This window comes from Amycolatopsis sp. YIM 10 (assembly GCF_009429145.1).
In the GTDB taxonomy this organism is placed as follows: Bacteria; Actinomycetota; Actinomycetes; order Mycobacteriales; family Pseudonocardiaceae; genus Amycolatopsis.
Map to the genome: position 1 here is coordinate 5,409,521 of NZ_CP045480.1, position 15,019 is coordinate 5,424,539.

Below are 15,019 nucleotides of genomic sequence, written 5' to 3' on the forward strand. Positions count from 1 at the left end.
CGGTCGGTCAACGACCCCGGCGGTACCGGGGCGCCAGCAAGGTCTTCGGACTCGGGGTCGTCCGGGCAGAACGCCTTCCCGGACCGGAGTCCAGTGGCCGCTGTCCTGCCCGTCGCCGCTCACCGCTGCGCGTCAGCTCCGGATTCGCACCGGATTCCCTACGACTGGCGAGCGCACGCTATCACGCCGCCGACCGGCGGACTCTTGACCAGCCTGTGGAATATCGTGCAATCTTTTCCGAAGATGTTCGTTGTTGTTGAATAGCGTGCAGGAGCTGCCGAAGATGACCGCTCTCCCGAGAAAACTCGCTTCCGGGGCGCTGGCCGCCCTGCTCGTGTTCGGCACGGTGTCCGGTCCAGGAGTGGCACCAGCCGCCCCTGCCGTTCCCGACTACGGCACCGCCGAAGCGGGCAACCCGTTCGTCGACGGCTGGTACGCCGATCCCGACGTGGCGATCTACGACAACACCTACTGGGTTTTCCCGACCACCTCGCGCGTCTACGCCCAGCAGACCCATCTCGACGCGTTCTCGTCCAAGGATCTCGTGCACTGGACCAAGCACCCGAACGTGCTGACCACGGAAAACGTGTCGTGGGCGGAGAAGGCGGTCTGGGCGCCGGCCCCGATCGAACGCGACGGCAAGTACTTCCTGTACTTCGCCGCGAACGACATCCAGAGCAACGACGAACTCGGCGGCATCGGCGTCGCCGTCGCCGACCAGCCGGAAGGCCCGTACCGCGACGCGCTCGGCCATCCGCTGATCTCGCAGTTCCACAACGGCGCGCAGCCCATCGACCAGGACGTCTTCATCGACGACGACGGTCAGGCGTACATGTACTACGGCGGCTGGGGCCACGCGAACGTGGTCAAGCTCAACGCCGACATGACCAGCCTCGGCACCTTCGACGACGGCACCACCTACCGCGAGATCACCCCGACCCCGGAGTACGTCGAGGGCTCGCAGATGTTCAAGCGGGGCGGGAAGTACTACCTGATGTGGTCCGAAGGCGGCTGGACCGGCCCGGACTACTCGGTCTCCTACGCCATGGCCGACTCGCCGACCGGGCCGTTCACCAAGCTCGACAAGGTGCTCGCGCAGGACCCGGCGGTCGCCCGCGGCTCCGGCCACAACTCCGTGGTCAACGTGCCCGGCACCGATATCTGGTACATCCTCTACCACCGCCGCCCGCTCAGCGAGACCGACGGCAACCACCGGCAGCTCGCCTACGACCGGATGAACTTCAACCCCGACGGCACCATCGCGCGGATCACCATGAAGGTCGAGGACAACTTCGCCGACGACAACACCTTCGGCTGGAAGACCTACGGCGGGCAGTGGACCGCCAGGGCCGGGCAGCTGCGGGCCGACCGGTCGGCGGGCGGGAAAGCGTTGCTGGACACCAACTTCGCCGATTTCACCCAGGACACCGACGTGAAGCTGACCGCCAGCCGCGGTGACGCGGGCGTGGTGTTCCGGGCGACCAAGGCCGCGGTGGGCACCGACAGCTATGCCGGGTACTACGCGGGAATCACCGCGTCGGGGCGGGTCGTACTCGGGCGCGCCGACAACTCGTGGACGGAACTGGCGTCGGCCCCGCTGGGCGGCGTCATCGGCAAGTCCCACCACCTGCGCGTCACCGCTGTGGGCCCGGACATCGAGGTGTACGTCGACGACCTGAGCACGCCGAAGCTACGGGTCACCGACGGCACGCACACCAGTGGCGCGAACGGGGTCCGGGTGTTCGGCACGGCGGCTTCGTTCGACGACTTCGCCGTTCGCCCGGCGGGCTAGGCTGCCGGAATGGCCTTCACCGTAGAGGAAATCGCCTACCTGCGCTCCCAGCCGCTGGCCCGGCTGTCCACCGTTTCGGCGGACGGGCAGCCGGACGTGGTCCCGGTGGCGTTCGAGTTCGACGGCGCCGGGTTCTGGGTCGGCGGTGGTGCCACGGTGGTGCACACGCGCAAGTTCCGCAATGTGGCGGCCGGTCAGGACCGGGTGGCACTGGTGATCGACGACCTGGTGTCGATGGACCCGTTCGTGGCCAGGGGCATCCGGGTCTACGGGCAGGCCGGGGTGGCGCAGGAGCGGGTCGGCATGGTCGGTCCTGGCTTCTACCTGCCGATCACGCCGGTGGTTTCGTGGAGCTGGAACCTGGCCGGCGAGCCCGTCGGCGAGAACTGGTACGAGGCCACGCGGACCGTGCACTGAGTCCACTGTGGAGGGCCGGTACCATGCGCGGATGACCGCCTACCACGATTTCGACGAGCTGGAGCACCTGGACGCGTCGGCGCTGCCCGAGCGCCAGCAACGCATTCTGGTCACCATCCAGGACTGGGTGAACCGGCACGGGTACTCGCCAAGCACCCGCGAACTCGGCGACGCGGTGGGCCTGCGGTCCTCGTCCTCGGTGTCCAAGCACCTGGCGGCGCTGGAGGACAAGGGCTTCCTGCGGCGCGGCGCCACTGTTTCGCGGCCGATCGACGTACGCCTGTTCCTGCGTGGTGCCCAGCGGCCGGACGCGGGCGGGGACTCGGTGAGCGTGCCGGTGGTCGGGCACATCGCCGCGGGCACCCCGATCGCGGCGGACGAGCACGTGGACGACGTGCTCACGGTGCCCCGGCAGTTCGCCGGGCGCGGCACCGTGTTCGGCCTGCAGGTGCGCGGGGACTCGATGATCGACGCCGCCATCTGCGACGGGGACACCGTGATCGTGCGGCAGCAGCCGGAAGCGCACTCGGGGCAGATCGTCGCCGCGATGATCGACGAGGAGGCCACGGTCAAGGTGTACCGCCGCCGCGGTGGGCACGTGTACCTGGAGCCGCGGAACCCGGACTACGAGGTGATCGACGGAGACCGCGCGGTGATCCTCGGTGTGGTCGTCTCGGTCCTGCGCAGCGTCTGACTCGCCGCGGGCGTCACGAAGGTGGTTTTCGTGACGTTCGCCGGGCCCGGAGCGACCCGCTCAGGGGCGGCGGTCGGTGGCGGCTTGCTTCAGGCGGGCGGCTTCCTTGCGGACCTCGGCCTGGGTGGCGCGTTCGCGCTCCAGCCAGTCCGGGTTCTCCGCCTTGAGCGCGTCGATCTGCTCGGTGGTCAGCGGATCGGTGAGCCCGGCGCGCGCGAGGCCCCCGATCGAGATGCCCAGCTTCGCGGCGGCGACCTGCCTCGGGTGCGGGCCGTTGCGGCGCAGGTCCCGCAGCCACTCCGGCGGGTCGGCCTGCAGCGCGTTCAGCTCGTCGCGCGAAACGACACCCTCCTGGAACTGAGCCGGGGTGGCTTCGAGGTACACGCCCAGCTTCTTCGCCGCGGTCGCGGGCTTCATCGTCTGGGAGGTCTTGTGCGACGTCATGCCCTCCAGGGTAACCAGCCCGATCACGCCCGGTAATCTGGCCGTCGTGACCGAATCCTTCAGCCTCGCGTACGTGCCGGGTGTGACGCCGGGCAAGTGGGCGCGGATCTGGTCGGAGCGCCTGCCCCGGGTGCCGCTGCACCTGCTCCAGGTGCCGCCGGGCGAGGCCGAGGCGAAGGTCCGCGACCGCGCGGCCGACGCCGCCCTGCTGCGCCTGCCGGTCGACCGGACCGGCCTCCACGCGATCCCGTTGTACACCGAGACCACCGTGGTCGTGGTACCGAAGGACCACCTGATCGCCGCCGCCGAAGAAGTGTCCACAGCGGACCTCGAAGACGACGTGCTGCTCCACCCCCTCGACGACACCCTCGGCTGGGAAAACCCGCCGGGACGGCCCGCGCTCGACCGCCCCGCCACCACCGGCGACGCCATCGAGCTGGTCGCGGCGGGCGTCGGGCTGCTCGTCGTGCCGCAGTCGCTGGCCCGCCTGCACCACCGCCGCGACCTCACCTACCGGCCGCTGACCGACGCGCCGGAGTCCCGCGTGGCGCTGTCGTGGCTGGAGGAGGAGACCACCGACCTGATGGAGCAGTTCATCGGGATCGTGCGCGGCCGGACGGTGAACAGCACCCGCGGCCGCCAGCCGGAACCGGCCACCCCCAAGGCCCGCCCCAAGCCAAAACCGAAGGCACAGCCACCGGCCAAGTCCAAGTCACAGCCGCGCAAGCCCCAGCAGCGCGGCGGGGCTGCCAAACGAGGGAAGCCCCGCCGCCGCGGCTAGCAGTTGCTCTTCACCGGCTTCCCGGCAAACCGGTCACCGAGGTAACCCAGCACATCCGGCGCCGAGAACACCAGCGTCGTGACGTGCTCACCGACGAACGTCGCCCAGTTCACGTCGACCCCGGCCGCGCAGTACCGCGAGCGCAGCTCCTGGGCCTGCGCCAGCGGGATGATCTCGTCGGCGATCCCGTGGAACAGGTAGATCGGTGCCTCCGGCGGCCGCGCGCCGAGTTCGTTCTCCGCCAGCCGCGCCCGCCAGTCCGGCTCGGCCAGCGGGTTCGACGTCGTGTAGTCGGCGATGTGCCCGAAGGCGTACCCGAACACCGCGTCCACGCACGCGCCCTGCTGGGTCTCGTACAGTTCGCGGCCCTTGGCGTTCAGGTACTCGGGCAGGTCCAGTTCGGGATAGGCGGCGTCCATTCCCAGCGCGGACAGCAGCAGGAATCCGAAGCCGATGCTGCCGTCCAGGAACTCCGAAACGGCGGTCAGGTCGGCGGGAGTGCCGCCCGCGGTGATGCCGACGACGTCCAGTTCGGGCGCGTACGAGGGCGCCAGTTCCCCGGCCCACGCCGCTCCCCCACCTCCCTGCGAATACCCGGAGAACGCCACCGGACCGTCCGGCGCGAGTCCCGCCGCCGGGAGCCGGGTCGCCGCGCGCACCGCGTCGATCACCGTGCGGCCTTCGGACTGGCCGACCACGTACGTGTGCGTGCCCGGCGTGCCGAGTCCTTCGTAGTCGGTGATCGCCACCGCCCAGCCACGCCGCAGCATCGCGTCGATGAACAGCGGTTTCTCGTAGTCCGGCTGGAACTTCGACGGCGCGCACGAGTCGCCGATGCCCCGGGTGCCACTGGCGACCGACACGATCGGGCGCTCCCCCGCCCCTTTCCACGCCGCGGTCGGCACCAGCACCCGGCCCGACACCGCGATCGGCTTGCCGGTGGCCGAAGTGGACCGGTAGAGCACCAGATAACCGCGGGCGCCGAGCTGACCGGGCAGCTGCCGCCACCAGATCACGTCCCCGTTGCCGCCTTCGGGCAATGGCGACGGCGGCGTGTAGAACGCGTCCCCCTCGGGCCCCTGCGGTGGATCGGCGGCCAGCGCGGGTGTGGCGGACACCGACAACGCGGCGACCACCACGACCACGAACGCACGCCACGTCTTGCCGAAGCTGCGCATCAGAACTCCTCGTTGAGCCCGGTTTTCCAGTGGGGGGTCAGAACTCGCCGGTGGTGACCAGCCGGGACAGCGCCCGTTCGGCCACCGCGGCGATGGTCATCGACGGGTTGCAGGCGGCGGTGGTGCCCGGCATCAGCGCGCCGTCGAGCACGTACAGCCCGCGCTGCCCGAGCACCCGGCCCTCGAAGTCGCACACCGAGCCCATCGCCGCGCCGCCCAGCGGGTGCCAGGTGGTCGGCGCGATCGCGGTGGTGTCCACCAGCGCGCTCAGCGGGCCGGCGATCTTCGAGATCCGCTCGTGGATGCGCCGGGCGAGCGCGCGGTCGGCGTCGGCAGGCCAGTGCAGCACGATGTCGTCCTTGTTCTGGTCGTAGACGAAGGTGCCGCGTCCTTCGCTCACACCGAAGCCGACCAGCATGGTGGTCCGCAGGTCGGGCAGCGGCGGCAGCGAGGCCTGGATGACCGTGTTGGCCGACGCCGGGTCGTCCCACTCCTTGCTGCCGTAGATCACCGGACCGCCCTGCGGTGCGCCGAAGTCGTCGGCGAGATCGGTCCAGGTGTAGATGCGGTCGCCGTTGCTGCCCCAGCCGGTGCCGAGGCCGTCGGGCAGATCGGGAATCGTGCCCCTGGCCGCCGCGCGCATCAGCAGCCGCGTGGTGTTCGCCGTCCCGGCCGCGAGCACGAGCGACTTCGCGGTGAGCACCTTCTTCTCCAGCACCGTGCCGCGTGTGTTGATGCGGTCGACGCTGATCTCCCACCGGCCGTCCGCCGCCCTGGCCACCTCGGTGACGTTGTGCTGGGTGGCCACCGCGCACCGGCCGGTGGCCTCGGCGGCCGCCAGATAGGTGACGTCCACCGACTGCTTGCCGCCGTTGTTCACGCCGAGCGCGCAGTCACCGTTCGTATAGGACGGTTGCATCTCACCGTCGAGCTCGCGCAATGCGTAGTTCCAGTCGATCGGCATCGGGATCTTCGAGACCCCATAGCCCGCTTTCTCCGCGCTGGCGGCGAAAACCCTTGCGGCGGCGTAGGTTTTGCTCGCGATCAGTTCGTCCGGTGCGGTCCGGACGCCGAGCATCCGCGCCACCCGCGGGTAGTGGACGCTGTCCATTTCCGCGTAGTCCAGCTGCCCGGGAAAGCAACTCGCGAACAGCTCGGCGGTCGGCTGCAGGGTCATGCCCTGGTACACCAGCGAACCGCCGCCGACGCCCGCCGCGCACATCATGCTCATGCCCCGGCCGGGAACCTGCTCCAGCAATCCGGTGTACGGCTCGAACGGCACCGACGGCACACCCGGGAGCGAGGGCGCCGAGCCCAGCCAGAACATCCGCTTGTCCGGCGCGGTGGCGTGCGGAAAGGTCTCCGCGTCCGGTCCGGCCTGCCAGCGGCGGCCGCGTTCGAGCACCAGCACCGGCACGCCCGCCTGCGCCAGCCGGAGCGCGGTCACGCCCCCGCCGAAGCCGGAACCGATGATCACCACGCGGTGTTCTTCGCGGGTGAGCGGGACTCTGGCCGACGCGCTGCCGCCGCCGAGCAGGCTCAGGCCGGTCGCGGCGGCCGCGCCGGTGAGTACGGAACGTCGGCTCAGGCTGGGCACAGGCGTCCTCCGACAGTGGCGATCGAGTGGTTACCGAGGGCTACGTTAGGGAGGCGAACCGAGAGATCGAACCGATTGCCCGTCTCACTACTGATGAGTAGCCTGTAGCTCCATGCGCCCAGTGCCCCCGGCGGTGCCCCGGCGCGTGGACGCTCGCCGCAACCGGGAGACGATCCTGCGCGCGGCCGACCAGGCCTTCGCCGAGCCCGGCGGAACGGTGGCGCTGGAGGAGATCGCCCGCCGCACCGGCCTCGGCCGCGCCACGGTCTACCGGCACTTCCCCGATCGCAAGGCGCTCGCGCTGGCGGTGGCCGACGAGCACCTGACCGCGCTCAAGCAGGTGGTGCGCCAGCGCCGGTCGTTCCGGGAACTGCTGCACACCGTGCTGTCCATGCAGGCCGAGCGCCGCGCGCTGGTCCGCCTGTTCCGCGAGCTACCCGAGCGCAGCCAGCGGCAGCTCACCCACGCGCTGATCGCCGTGCTGCGACCGGCTTTCGACCAGGCGCAGCGCGACGGCACGCTCCGCCGCGACATCCAGCCCGCGGATCTGGCGCTGCTGTTCGAAATGCTCGAGGCCGCGCTGTCCGGCGGCCCGGCGCCGATGGATCGCGCGGAGGCGGTGCGCCGGCTGGTGCAGGTGCTGCTCGACGGCATGTTCACCTGTGGTGCGAACAGGTGACACTCCGGCGTCACCGATCGGGTTAGCGTTTCCCTGGCCGGCCGGCTCGCGGGAAACCGTCCCCCCAGCACCCGCGAGCCGGCAGGACCCTCAGCCCGGTCACCCCGCGAGCGCGAGGGCGCCGAGTGCGATCAGACCGGCGGCCTTCAGCACCTCGAGTCCGATGTAGACCAGGTGCGCGCGGCTGCGCGGGCCGTCCTCACCGGCGAGCACCCGGTCCGAGCGGCGGGTCAGGGCGGGCCGTACCGCGACCAGTTGCACCAGCAGCACCACGCTCACCGCGCCCGTGGCCACCAGCGCACCGGTCGAGCGGGAACCCAGCAGCAGCGCGGCCCACACCGCCACCGCGAGCACCACCTCGATCCGGTTCAGCGCGGCGAACACCAGCCGGCCGATGCCCAGGCCGAGCGGCACCGTGACGCCGGGGGCGCGGAACTTCAGCGGCGCTTCCAGGAACGAGATCCCGAGGACCATGCCGAGCCAGGTGAACGTGAGCGCCGCGGCGACCGCCATGCGCTGCTCCTCTCGCCAAGACCCGTGTGTCGCGCGTCACGGAATGCCTGTCGATCTTGGGCGCTACAGAGATTAGGAAACCGTTCCCGCGCCCGAGGAGTGACATTGTCCGCCACCGCGACACCCGAAGAAACCACCGGCCTGGCCGTCCCGGCGATCGACGACTTCGACTTCCCGCTCACCGACGGGGCCGCCTGCCGCATCGACGACCCCGACTGCGAAGCCTGCCAGTAGTCCCCGGGTTTCAGTGCCCGTGACCGGCCGCCGCCGACGGCGGCCGGTCCGCGGCCTGCCGTCGCACGAACAGCGACGTGATCAGCGCCGCCACGCCGACCACCCCGGCCACGAGGAACGCGGTGCGCAGGCCCGCGGCGTCCGGGCCGGTGCTCCCGGCGGCGCTGCCGAGCGTGGCCACGCTGACGAAGACCGCGGTGCCGAACGCGCCGGCGACCTGCTGGAGCGTGGCGAGAATGGCGCTGCCGTGGGAATGCAGGTGCTCGGGCAGCACGCCGAGCGACTCGGCCATCAGCGGGGTCATCATGAAGCCGAGCCCGGCCATCAGCAGCACGTTGATCGCGATGACCACCGTCAGCGGCGTCTCCGGGCCGAGGGTGGCGAACAACCACAGCGAGGCCGCCATCGCCGCCGCGCCGGGGATCACCAGCGGCCGCGCGCCGAACCGGTCGAACAGCGCACCGACCGGGCGGCCGAGCAGGCCGAGCACCAGCCCGCCGGGCAGCACCGCGAGCCCGCTGACGAAGGTGCTGGTGTGCAGCACGGTCTGCAGGTACAGCGGCAGCATGATCGAGGCGACGCCGATCAGGCAGACAAACAGCAGCGCGGTCAGCGTCAGCGCGACCACGAAACTGCGGTGGGTGAACGGGCGCAGGTCGAGCAGGGCGCGGTCCTCACGCTGCAGGCGCGTCTGGCGCCAGGTGAACACCACGAGCGCGAGCGCGCCGACGGTCACCGGCAGCCACGGCGGCACCGGGTGGCCCTCGCCGCCGCCCTCGCCGAAGGACGCGAGCCCGTAGAGCACCCCGCCGAACCCGATCGCCGAGAGCAGCACCGACGCCACGTCCAGCGGCACCTTGCGCGGGCTGCCGTCGAGCCGGAACCAGATCACGCCGACCACCAGCGCGGCCAGCGCCAGCGGCAGCACGATCCAGAACATCCAGCGCCAGCCCAGCGAGGACAGCACCGCACCGCCGACGGTCGGCCCGATGGCCGGGGCGACCGCGATGACGATGGTGATCGTGCCCATCGTCGCGCCGCGGCGCTCCGGCGGCACCAGGCGCATCACCGAGGTCATCAGCAGCGGCAGCATCATCGCCGTGCCGCACGCCTGCACCACCCGGCCGGCCAGCAGCACCTCGAAGCCCGGCGCCAGGCCGCTGAGCAGCGTGCCCGAGCTGAACAGGCTGAGCGACGCGAGCAGCACCTGGCGCGGGGTGAAGCGTTCGAGCAGGAAGCCCGTGGTCGGGATGACCACCGCCATGGTCAGCAGGAACCCGCTGGTCAGCCACTGCACGGTGGTGGTGGAGACGGACAGGTCGACGGTCAGGTCGCGCAGGGCGACGCTGAGAATGGTCTCGTTGAGGATCATCACGAAGGCGGCGATGACCATCACGCCGATCAGCAGACCGGCCCGCGCCGGTGCCGCGTCGCGGTCGGGCGCGGCGGTCTCGGCCGCGGTCGCGGAGCCGGGCATGGGGAAAGCACCTCACAGGAAAGTCGGATGAGCCAGAGCGCCACGATGCGGCCAGCGTGATCAGTGTATACGGCGGGTAACGGGGTCTCGCCAGCGATTTACCCGGGGTCGCGCGGACTCCGGCTAGCCTGGCGCCAGATTGTCCCAATGGGAGGGAGCAGCCGATGAACGGCTGGAAGCTCGGGCTCGCCGCGGTGACCGCGGCCGGGGCCGCGGCGGTCGTCAAGAGCACGCGGGCCAGGGCGCGGCAGCTCGAAGCCGTGGCACCGGAGCTGCGCGGCTCGATCATCCTGCGGCTCCCGTTCGAAATCAGCTCCAGAACCATGTTGCGGTTGCTGCGGCTCGCCCCGATCCCGCCCGCGCCGGTGCCCGACGGCGTCACGATGGATCGGCGGACCCTTCCCGGCGGCGTCGAGGTCTACACCTACGACGTGCCCGGCCGCACCAGGCCTTCGGGTGCACTGCTGTGGATCCACGGTGGTGGTTATGTCGCGGGTGACGCGCTGAGCGACCACACCGCGTGCGGCCGCTTCGCCCGCGAACTCGGCATTCCCGTGGTCAGCGTCAACTACCGGCTCGCGCCGGAGCACCCGTTCCCCGCCGGGCTGGACGACTGCTACTCGGCGCTGGCCTGGCTGCACGGGCAGGCGGGCGAACTGGGCGTCGACCCCGGCCGGATCGCGATCGGCGGGGAGAGCGCCGGTGGCGGGCTCGCCGCCGCGCTCGCCCAGCGGGCGCACGATCGCGGCGAGTTCGGCGTGTGCTTCCAGCTGCTGGTCTACCCGATGCTGGACGATCGGACCACTTTGGACACCACGCGGCCGAAAACCCTGGTGTGGACGCCCGGCTCGAACAAGTTCGGCTGGACCTCCTACCTCGGGCACGCGCCGGGTGAGCACGAGGACCGCCCGCACGCCGTGCCCGCCCGGCGCGCCGACCTCGCCGGGCTGCCACCGGCCTGGATCGGCGTGGGCGACCTGGACCTGTTCCACGACGAGGACCTCGACTACGCGCGGCGCCTGGACCAGGCCGGGGTCGACTGCCAGGTCGAAGTGGTGCCGGGCATGTACCACGGCGCCGTCTCGCTGCTGCCGGACGCGCCGCTGGTCCAGGCCCTGCGCGGCAGCGCCGTGCGCGCGCTGAAGCAGGCCGTCGGATGAGCGACGTCGTGGTGATCACCGGCGCGGGCGGGATGGGGCTGGCCATCGCGCGGCGGCTGGCCTCCGGTCGCCGGACGCTGCTCGCGGACTTCAGCGAACCCGCGCTGACCGCCGCCGCCGAAGCGCTGCGCGGTGACGGTCACGACGTCACCACCCGGGTGACCGATGTGTCCGACCGAGAGGCGGTGGCCGCGCTGGCCGACGCGGCGGCGGCCCTGGGCCGGGTCACGCACGTGGTGCACACCGCGGGCCTTTCGCCGGAACAGGCTCAGGCCGAGACCGTGCTGCGCGTCGACCTCCTCGGCGTCGCACTGGTGCTGGACGAGTTCGCGCGCGTCATCGCACCCGGTGGCGCGGGCGTGGTGATCGCCAGCATGGCCGGGCATATGCCGCAGGAGCTGACCACCGATCAGGAACTCGCGCTCGCCACCGCGCCCGCGGCCGAGCTGCTGGCTCTGCCGTTCCTGTCGCCGGACGCGCTCGGCGCGCGAGGCGCCTACGCGATGTCCAAGCGCGCCAACGCCTTGCGCGTGCAAGCCGCCGCGAACACCTGGGGACGGCGGGGCGCGCGCGTCAACTCCATCAGCCCGGGGATCATCGCCACCGCGATGGGCCGTACGGAACTGGACGGCCCATCCGGCCACATGATCCGCGCGATGATCGACCGCTGCGGCACCGGCCGGATCGGTACCCCGGACGACGTCGCCGACGCGGCCGCCTTCCTGCTGGGTCCGCAAGCCACCTTCATCACGGGCACCGACCTCCTGGTCGACGGCGGCGTGGTCGCCTCGATGCGCATGGGCGCTCAGGAACCGCCCGGGACCACCAGCCCGGATTCGTAGGCGAGGATCACCAGCTGCGCGCGGTCCCTGGCGCGGAGCTTGGTCATCGCCCGGTTGACGTGGGTCTTGGCGGTCAGCGGGCTGATCACCATGCGACCGGCGATCTGGTCGTTGGACAGACCCCGCGCGACCAGTGCGACCGCCTCGCGTTCGCGATTGGTCAGTTCCTCGAGTCCCGCACCGGTTCCCGGGCCGGGCGGTGCGGTGACGTACCGGTCGATCAGCTTCCGCGTGATCGACGGCGCGAGCAGCGCGTCACCCCGCGCGGCGACGCGCACCGCGTGCAGGAAGTCCTCCGGCTGGATGTCCTTGACCAGGAAGCCCGCCGCCCCGGCGCGCAACGCGTCGAAGACGTACTCGTCCAGGCCGTAGTTGGTCAGGATGACCACGTGCACCGCCGCCAGTGCCGGATCCGCGGCGATGCGCCGGGTCGCCTCGATCCCGTCGACGCCCGGCATCTGCACGTCGACGAGCGCGATGTCGGGCAGGTGCTGCCTGGCCAGCGCCACCGCCGCGCCGCCGTCGCCCGCCTCCGCCACCACCTCGATGTCGTCCTCGATGTCCAGCAGGGCGCGGAACCCGCTGCGGATGAGCGGCTGGTCGTCGGCCAGCAGGACGCGGATCACGGCGCCCGGTCCACCGGCAGTTCGGCCTCGACGGTGAATCCGCCTTCGCCGCGGGGCGCCGCGCTCAGCCTGCCGCCGAGCGCGGTGACCCGCTCGCGCATGCCGAGCAGCCCGACCCCGGGTTCCGGCGCGGTGCCCGGAGTGGCCCGGCCGTTGTCGTCGATCCGGATGGCCAGCGCACCGGGACGGTGATCGATCCGGACCGTCGCGCTGGTGGCGGCGGCGTGCCGGGCGACGTTGGTCAGCGACTCCTGGACGATCCGGTAGGCGGTCCGGCCGACCGCGACCGGCACCGCGGGCGCGTCCGCCCGTTCTCCCCCGACCTCCAGCCGCGCGTCCAGGCCGCCCGCCCGTGCCCGCCGCACCAGTTCCGGGACGTCGCCGAGCCCGCGCGGCGGGTTCGGGTCGTCCTCACGCAGCGCTTCCAGCGTCGCCCGCAGTTCCCTGGCCGCCTCACGACCGGCCTCCCGGATCGCGAGCACCGCCTCGGGCACCTCTTCACCCCGTTTGTTCGCGAGATGCACGGCGACCTCGGCCTGCACCTTGATCACCGAGATCTGGTGGGTGAGCGAGTCGTGCAGTTCCCTGGCGATGTGCAGCCGTTCCTCGTCGGCGCGGCGGCGCGCGGTCTCCTCGCGGGTGCGCTCCGCCTCGTCCGCCCGGCGCTCGGCCTGCCGCAGTGCTTCCCCCGCCGCTCCGGCCGCGACCAGCCAGGCCAGTTCCAGCACGTCCCTGGAGCGGGAGAAAAGCTCGCCAACGGGAAGTTCATGGGACGACAACAGGATCGCCAGTGGCAGCACGGCCAGCATGAGCACCGAAGCCACCACGGTGACCAGGCGATGTCCCGCCCGCACCGCCGCGTACACCGCGAACAGGTACGCGATGACCGGCACGTCGAAGCCGGCCGCCTGATATCCCAGCGCGCAGCACCCGGTCGTGGCCAGCACGACGATCGGCGCGCGTCGGCGCGCGACCAGCGCCAGCCCACCCGCGACCAGCAACGCGTGACCCAGCGGCGCGAGATGCGCCGGCGCGTCCTGTTCGGACAGTCCGGCGATCAGCTGGGACGCCGCCACCCCGGCGGCGATCGCCCAGTCCACGACGCCGATCCGTCCCCGGTTCATGCGTGCACCCTAATCGGCCGCACGCCCGGCCGAGTCCTCCGCGAGCAGACTTCCCGGCTACCGCGCCCGCGGTAGTGCGGCGGTTCCTGCCTCGCCCGCGGCAGCGCGAACTGCCCGCGTCGGCACGACGACCGGACGGGCGCCGGGCGGCATCCTCGGCGAGGTCACGCTCATCGAACGAAGGAGATCGCCATGACCGCGTTGCTCGCCGCCGACGCCTACACACTGAGTTCGGGACGGATCGGGGCCCTCGCGGGCGGATTGCTCGGCTTGCTCGGTGTGGTCATCGGCGGCTTCGCACTGGCCCGCGCCTGGCGCCGCGGTGCGGTCATCGCCGTGGCCGCCGGGGTCACCGGAATGGCCGTCGGCGGGCTGGTCGTGGTCACCGCCGAAGGTGGCGTCGGCACCGGGAACGGCCTCGGCGGCGGCGTCGTGGCACTGGTGGTGGGCCTGCTCGGGGCGGTGCTGGGCGGAATCGCACTCATCCGGCGGAGCCGATCGCGGACAGGCAGCGCTCGGCCTGCCGCCGCAGTGCGGCCGCGAGGTCGGGCGGTCCGCTGACCACGGTGAAGTCGGTCTGCACCGAGGTGATCATCCAGACCAGATCGGTGGTGGTCTCGGCGCCGAGGTGCAGCAGGCAGCTCTGCGCGTCGACGGCTTCGACCGCGCCCATGCCCGGCCAGACCCGGTCCGCCACGGCGTCGGCGGATTCGTGCAGGGTGACCGTCGCCTGGCAGGGCCAGCTGCGCGCGGAAAGCTGGTGCGCCAGGTAGGTCGCGACGTCACCGGCGTCACCGTAGGGCAGCTCGCGCGGAGTGAACCGGGGTCCGGCGGGCGGCTTCGGGGTGAGCCGGTCCACCCGGAAGGTGCGCCAGTCGTCGCGGCCGGTGTCGAAGGCGACCAGGTACCAGTGCCTGCCGAAGTTGACCAGGCTGTACGGCTCGGTGGTCCGGCGGGACGCGCCGCCGCGCGGGCTGGTGTAGTCGAAGCGCAGGCACTCGTGGCGACGGCACGCGTCGGCGATGGTCATCAGCGTGTCCGCCGAAACCCGCGGTCCGGGCGCGACCCCGGCACGCACGGTCGCGGTCTGCACCGTGTTCACCCGGTGCCGCAGGCGCGACGGCAGCACCTGCTCCAGCTTGGTGAGCGCGCGCAAGGCGGTTTCCTCGATGCCGGTGACCGAACTGCTGGTCGCGGTCCGCAACCCGACGGCCACCGCGACGGCTTCGTCGTCGTCGAGCAGCAGCGGCGGCAGGGCCGCGCCCGCGCCGAGGCGGTAGCCGGGCGTGCCCTGGAGCGCGTGCACCGGATATCCGAGTTCGCGCAGGCGGTCCACATCCCGCCGCACGGTCCGCGTGGTGACGCCGAGGCGTTCCGCCAGCTCGGCGCCCGGCCAGTCGCGGTGCGTCTGCAGCAGCGACAGGAGTTTCAGCAGCCGCGCGGAAGTCTCCAGCATGATTT

17 protein-coding genes and 1 riboswitch are annotated in these 15,019 nt (G+C 71.7%); of the genes, 9 read left to right on the top strand and 8 right to left on the bottom strand.

The window, feature by feature from the left end; translation table 11 throughout:
• Positions 1 to 39: 39 nt before the first annotated feature.
• Positions 40 to 161, bottom strand: a riboswitch (cobalamin riboswitch).
• Between the two features lie 122 nt (positions 162 to 283).
• Genes YIM_RS25660 through lexA form a run of 3 tightly spaced genes read left to right on the top strand, consistent with a single transcriptional unit; the run spans position 284 to position 2,903 of the window.
• Positions 284 to 1,792 (top strand): glycoside hydrolase family 43 protein, encoded by a 1,509-nt coding sequence (locus YIM_RS25660; RefSeq protein WP_153032773.1) that lies wholly within the window; start codon positions 284 to 286, stop codon positions 1,790 to 1,792.
• Between the two features lie 9 nt (positions 1,793 to 1,801).
• Positions 1,802 to 2,209: a PPOX class F420-dependent oxidoreductase gene (locus YIM_RS25665; protein WP_153032774.1), complete on the top strand. Its 408-nt coding sequence runs from the start codon at positions 1,802 to 1,804 to the stop codon at positions 2,207 to 2,209.
• Between the two features lie 31 nt (positions 2,210 to 2,240).
• The gene (gene lexA / locus YIM_RS25670; RefSeq protein WP_153032775.1) at positions 2,241 to 2,903 is read left to right on the top strand and encodes a transcriptional repressor LexA; all 663 of its coding nucleotides are present in this window, start codon (positions 2,241 to 2,243) and stop codon (positions 2,901 to 2,903) included.
• A gap of 60 nt (positions 2,904 to 2,963) precedes the next feature.
• Here the strand turns inward: lexA and YIM_RS25675 are convergent, their stop codons facing one another.
• Positions 2,964 to 3,347, bottom strand: coding sequence for a DUF5997 family protein (locus YIM_RS25675; RefSeq protein WP_194239744.1), 384 nt, complete (start codon positions 3,345 to 3,347; stop codon positions 2,964 to 2,966).
• On the opposite strand from YIM_RS25675, the gene YIM_RS25680 reads away from it, so the two are divergent.
• Entirely contained in the window at positions 3,346 to 4,128 is a 783-nt protein-coding gene (locus YIM_RS25680) for a LysR family transcriptional regulator substrate-binding protein (RefSeq protein ID WP_153032776.1), read from the top strand. The genes YIM_RS25675 and YIM_RS25680 overlap by 2 nt on opposite strands.
• Here the strand turns inward: YIM_RS25680 and YIM_RS25685 are convergent.
• Both YIM_RS25685 and YIM_RS25690 read right to left on the bottom strand, forming a co-directional pair.
• Positions 4,125 to 5,306, bottom strand: coding sequence for a lipase family protein (locus YIM_RS25685; RefSeq protein WP_153032777.1), 1,182 nt, complete (start codon positions 5,304 to 5,306; stop codon positions 4,125 to 4,127). The genes YIM_RS25680 and YIM_RS25685 overlap by 4 nt on opposite strands.
• A gap of 37 nt (positions 5,307 to 5,343) precedes the next feature.
• The gene (locus tag YIM_RS25690; RefSeq protein ID WP_153032778.1) at positions 5,344 to 6,903 is read right to left on the bottom strand and encodes a GMC oxidoreductase; all 1,560 of its coding nucleotides are present in this window, start codon (positions 6,901 to 6,903) and stop codon (positions 5,344 to 5,346) included.
• 112 nt (positions 6,904 to 7,015) lie between these two features.
• Here YIM_RS25690 and YIM_RS25695 point away from each other — a divergent pair, with 112 nt between their 5' ends.
• Complete coding sequence (locus YIM_RS25695) at positions 7,016 to 7,582, top strand: TetR/AcrR family transcriptional regulator (protein WP_153032779.1); 567 nt, start codon at positions 7,016 to 7,018, stop codon at positions 7,580 to 7,582.
• 99 nt (positions 7,583 to 7,681) lie between these two features.
• Here YIM_RS25695 and YIM_RS25700 read toward each other — a convergent pair whose 3' ends face one another.
• The gene (locus YIM_RS25700) at positions 7,682 to 8,095 is read right to left on the bottom strand and encodes a hypothetical protein (protein WP_153032780.1); all 414 of its coding nucleotides are present in this window, start codon (positions 8,093 to 8,095) and stop codon (positions 7,682 to 7,684) included.
• Positions 8,096 to 8,200: 105 nt separating this feature from the next.
• On the opposite strand from YIM_RS25700, the gene YIM_RS49720 reads away from it, so the two are divergent.
• Positions 8,201 to 8,329 (top strand): hypothetical protein, encoded by a 129-nt coding sequence (locus YIM_RS49720; RefSeq protein ID WP_255463098.1) that lies wholly within the window; start codon positions 8,201 to 8,203, stop codon positions 8,327 to 8,329.
• A gap of 10 nt (positions 8,330 to 8,339) precedes the next feature.
• Here the strand turns inward: YIM_RS49720 and YIM_RS25705 are convergent, their stop codons facing one another.
• Positions 8,340 to 9,806 (bottom strand): DHA2 family efflux MFS transporter permease subunit, encoded by a 1,467-nt coding sequence (locus YIM_RS25705; protein WP_153032781.1) that lies wholly within the window; start codon positions 9,804 to 9,806, stop codon positions 8,340 to 8,342.
• Between the two features lie 164 nt (positions 9,807 to 9,970).
• On the opposite strand from YIM_RS25705, the gene YIM_RS25710 reads away from it, so the two are divergent.
• Positions 9,971 to 10,966, top strand: a complete 996-nt coding sequence (locus YIM_RS25710) for an alpha/beta hydrolase (RefSeq protein ID WP_153032782.1) — start codon at positions 9,971 to 9,973, stop codon at positions 10,964 to 10,966.
• Complete coding sequence (locus tag YIM_RS25715; RefSeq protein ID WP_153032783.1) at positions 10,963 to 11,808, top strand: SDR family oxidoreductase; 846 nt, start codon at positions 10,963 to 10,965, stop codon at positions 11,806 to 11,808. The genes YIM_RS25710 and YIM_RS25715 overlap by 4 nt, the downstream gene beginning before the upstream one ends.
• Here YIM_RS25715 and YIM_RS25720 read toward each other — a convergent pair.
• On the bottom strand, positions 11,772 to 12,434 hold the full coding sequence (locus tag YIM_RS25720) for a response regulator transcription factor (RefSeq protein ID WP_153032784.1): 663 nt from the start codon (positions 12,432 to 12,434) through the stop codon (positions 11,772 to 11,774). The two genes, YIM_RS25715 and YIM_RS25720, sit on opposite strands and share 37 nt — an antisense overlap.
• Positions 12,431 to 13,558: a sensor histidine kinase gene (locus YIM_RS25725; RefSeq protein WP_153032785.1), complete on the bottom strand. Its 1,128-nt coding sequence runs from the start codon at positions 13,556 to 13,558 to the stop codon at positions 12,431 to 12,433. The genes YIM_RS25720 and YIM_RS25725 overlap by 4 nt, the downstream gene beginning before the upstream one ends.
• Positions 13,559 to 13,750: 192 nt before the next feature.
• Here YIM_RS25725 and YIM_RS25730 point away from each other — a divergent pair, with 192 nt between their 5' ends.
• Positions 13,751 to 14,119 (top strand): DUF6223 family protein, encoded by a 369-nt coding sequence (locus YIM_RS25730; RefSeq protein ID WP_153032786.1) that lies wholly within the window; start codon positions 13,751 to 13,753, stop codon positions 14,117 to 14,119.
• On the opposite strand, the gene YIM_RS25735 is transcribed toward YIM_RS25730, so the two are convergent.
• On the bottom strand, positions 14,040 to 15,014 hold the full coding sequence (locus YIM_RS25735) for a YafY family protein (protein ID WP_153032787.1): 975 nt from the start codon (positions 15,012 to 15,014) through the stop codon (positions 14,040 to 14,042). The genes YIM_RS25730 and YIM_RS25735 overlap by 80 nt on opposite strands.
• Positions 15,015 to 15,019: the final 5 nt, after the last annotated feature.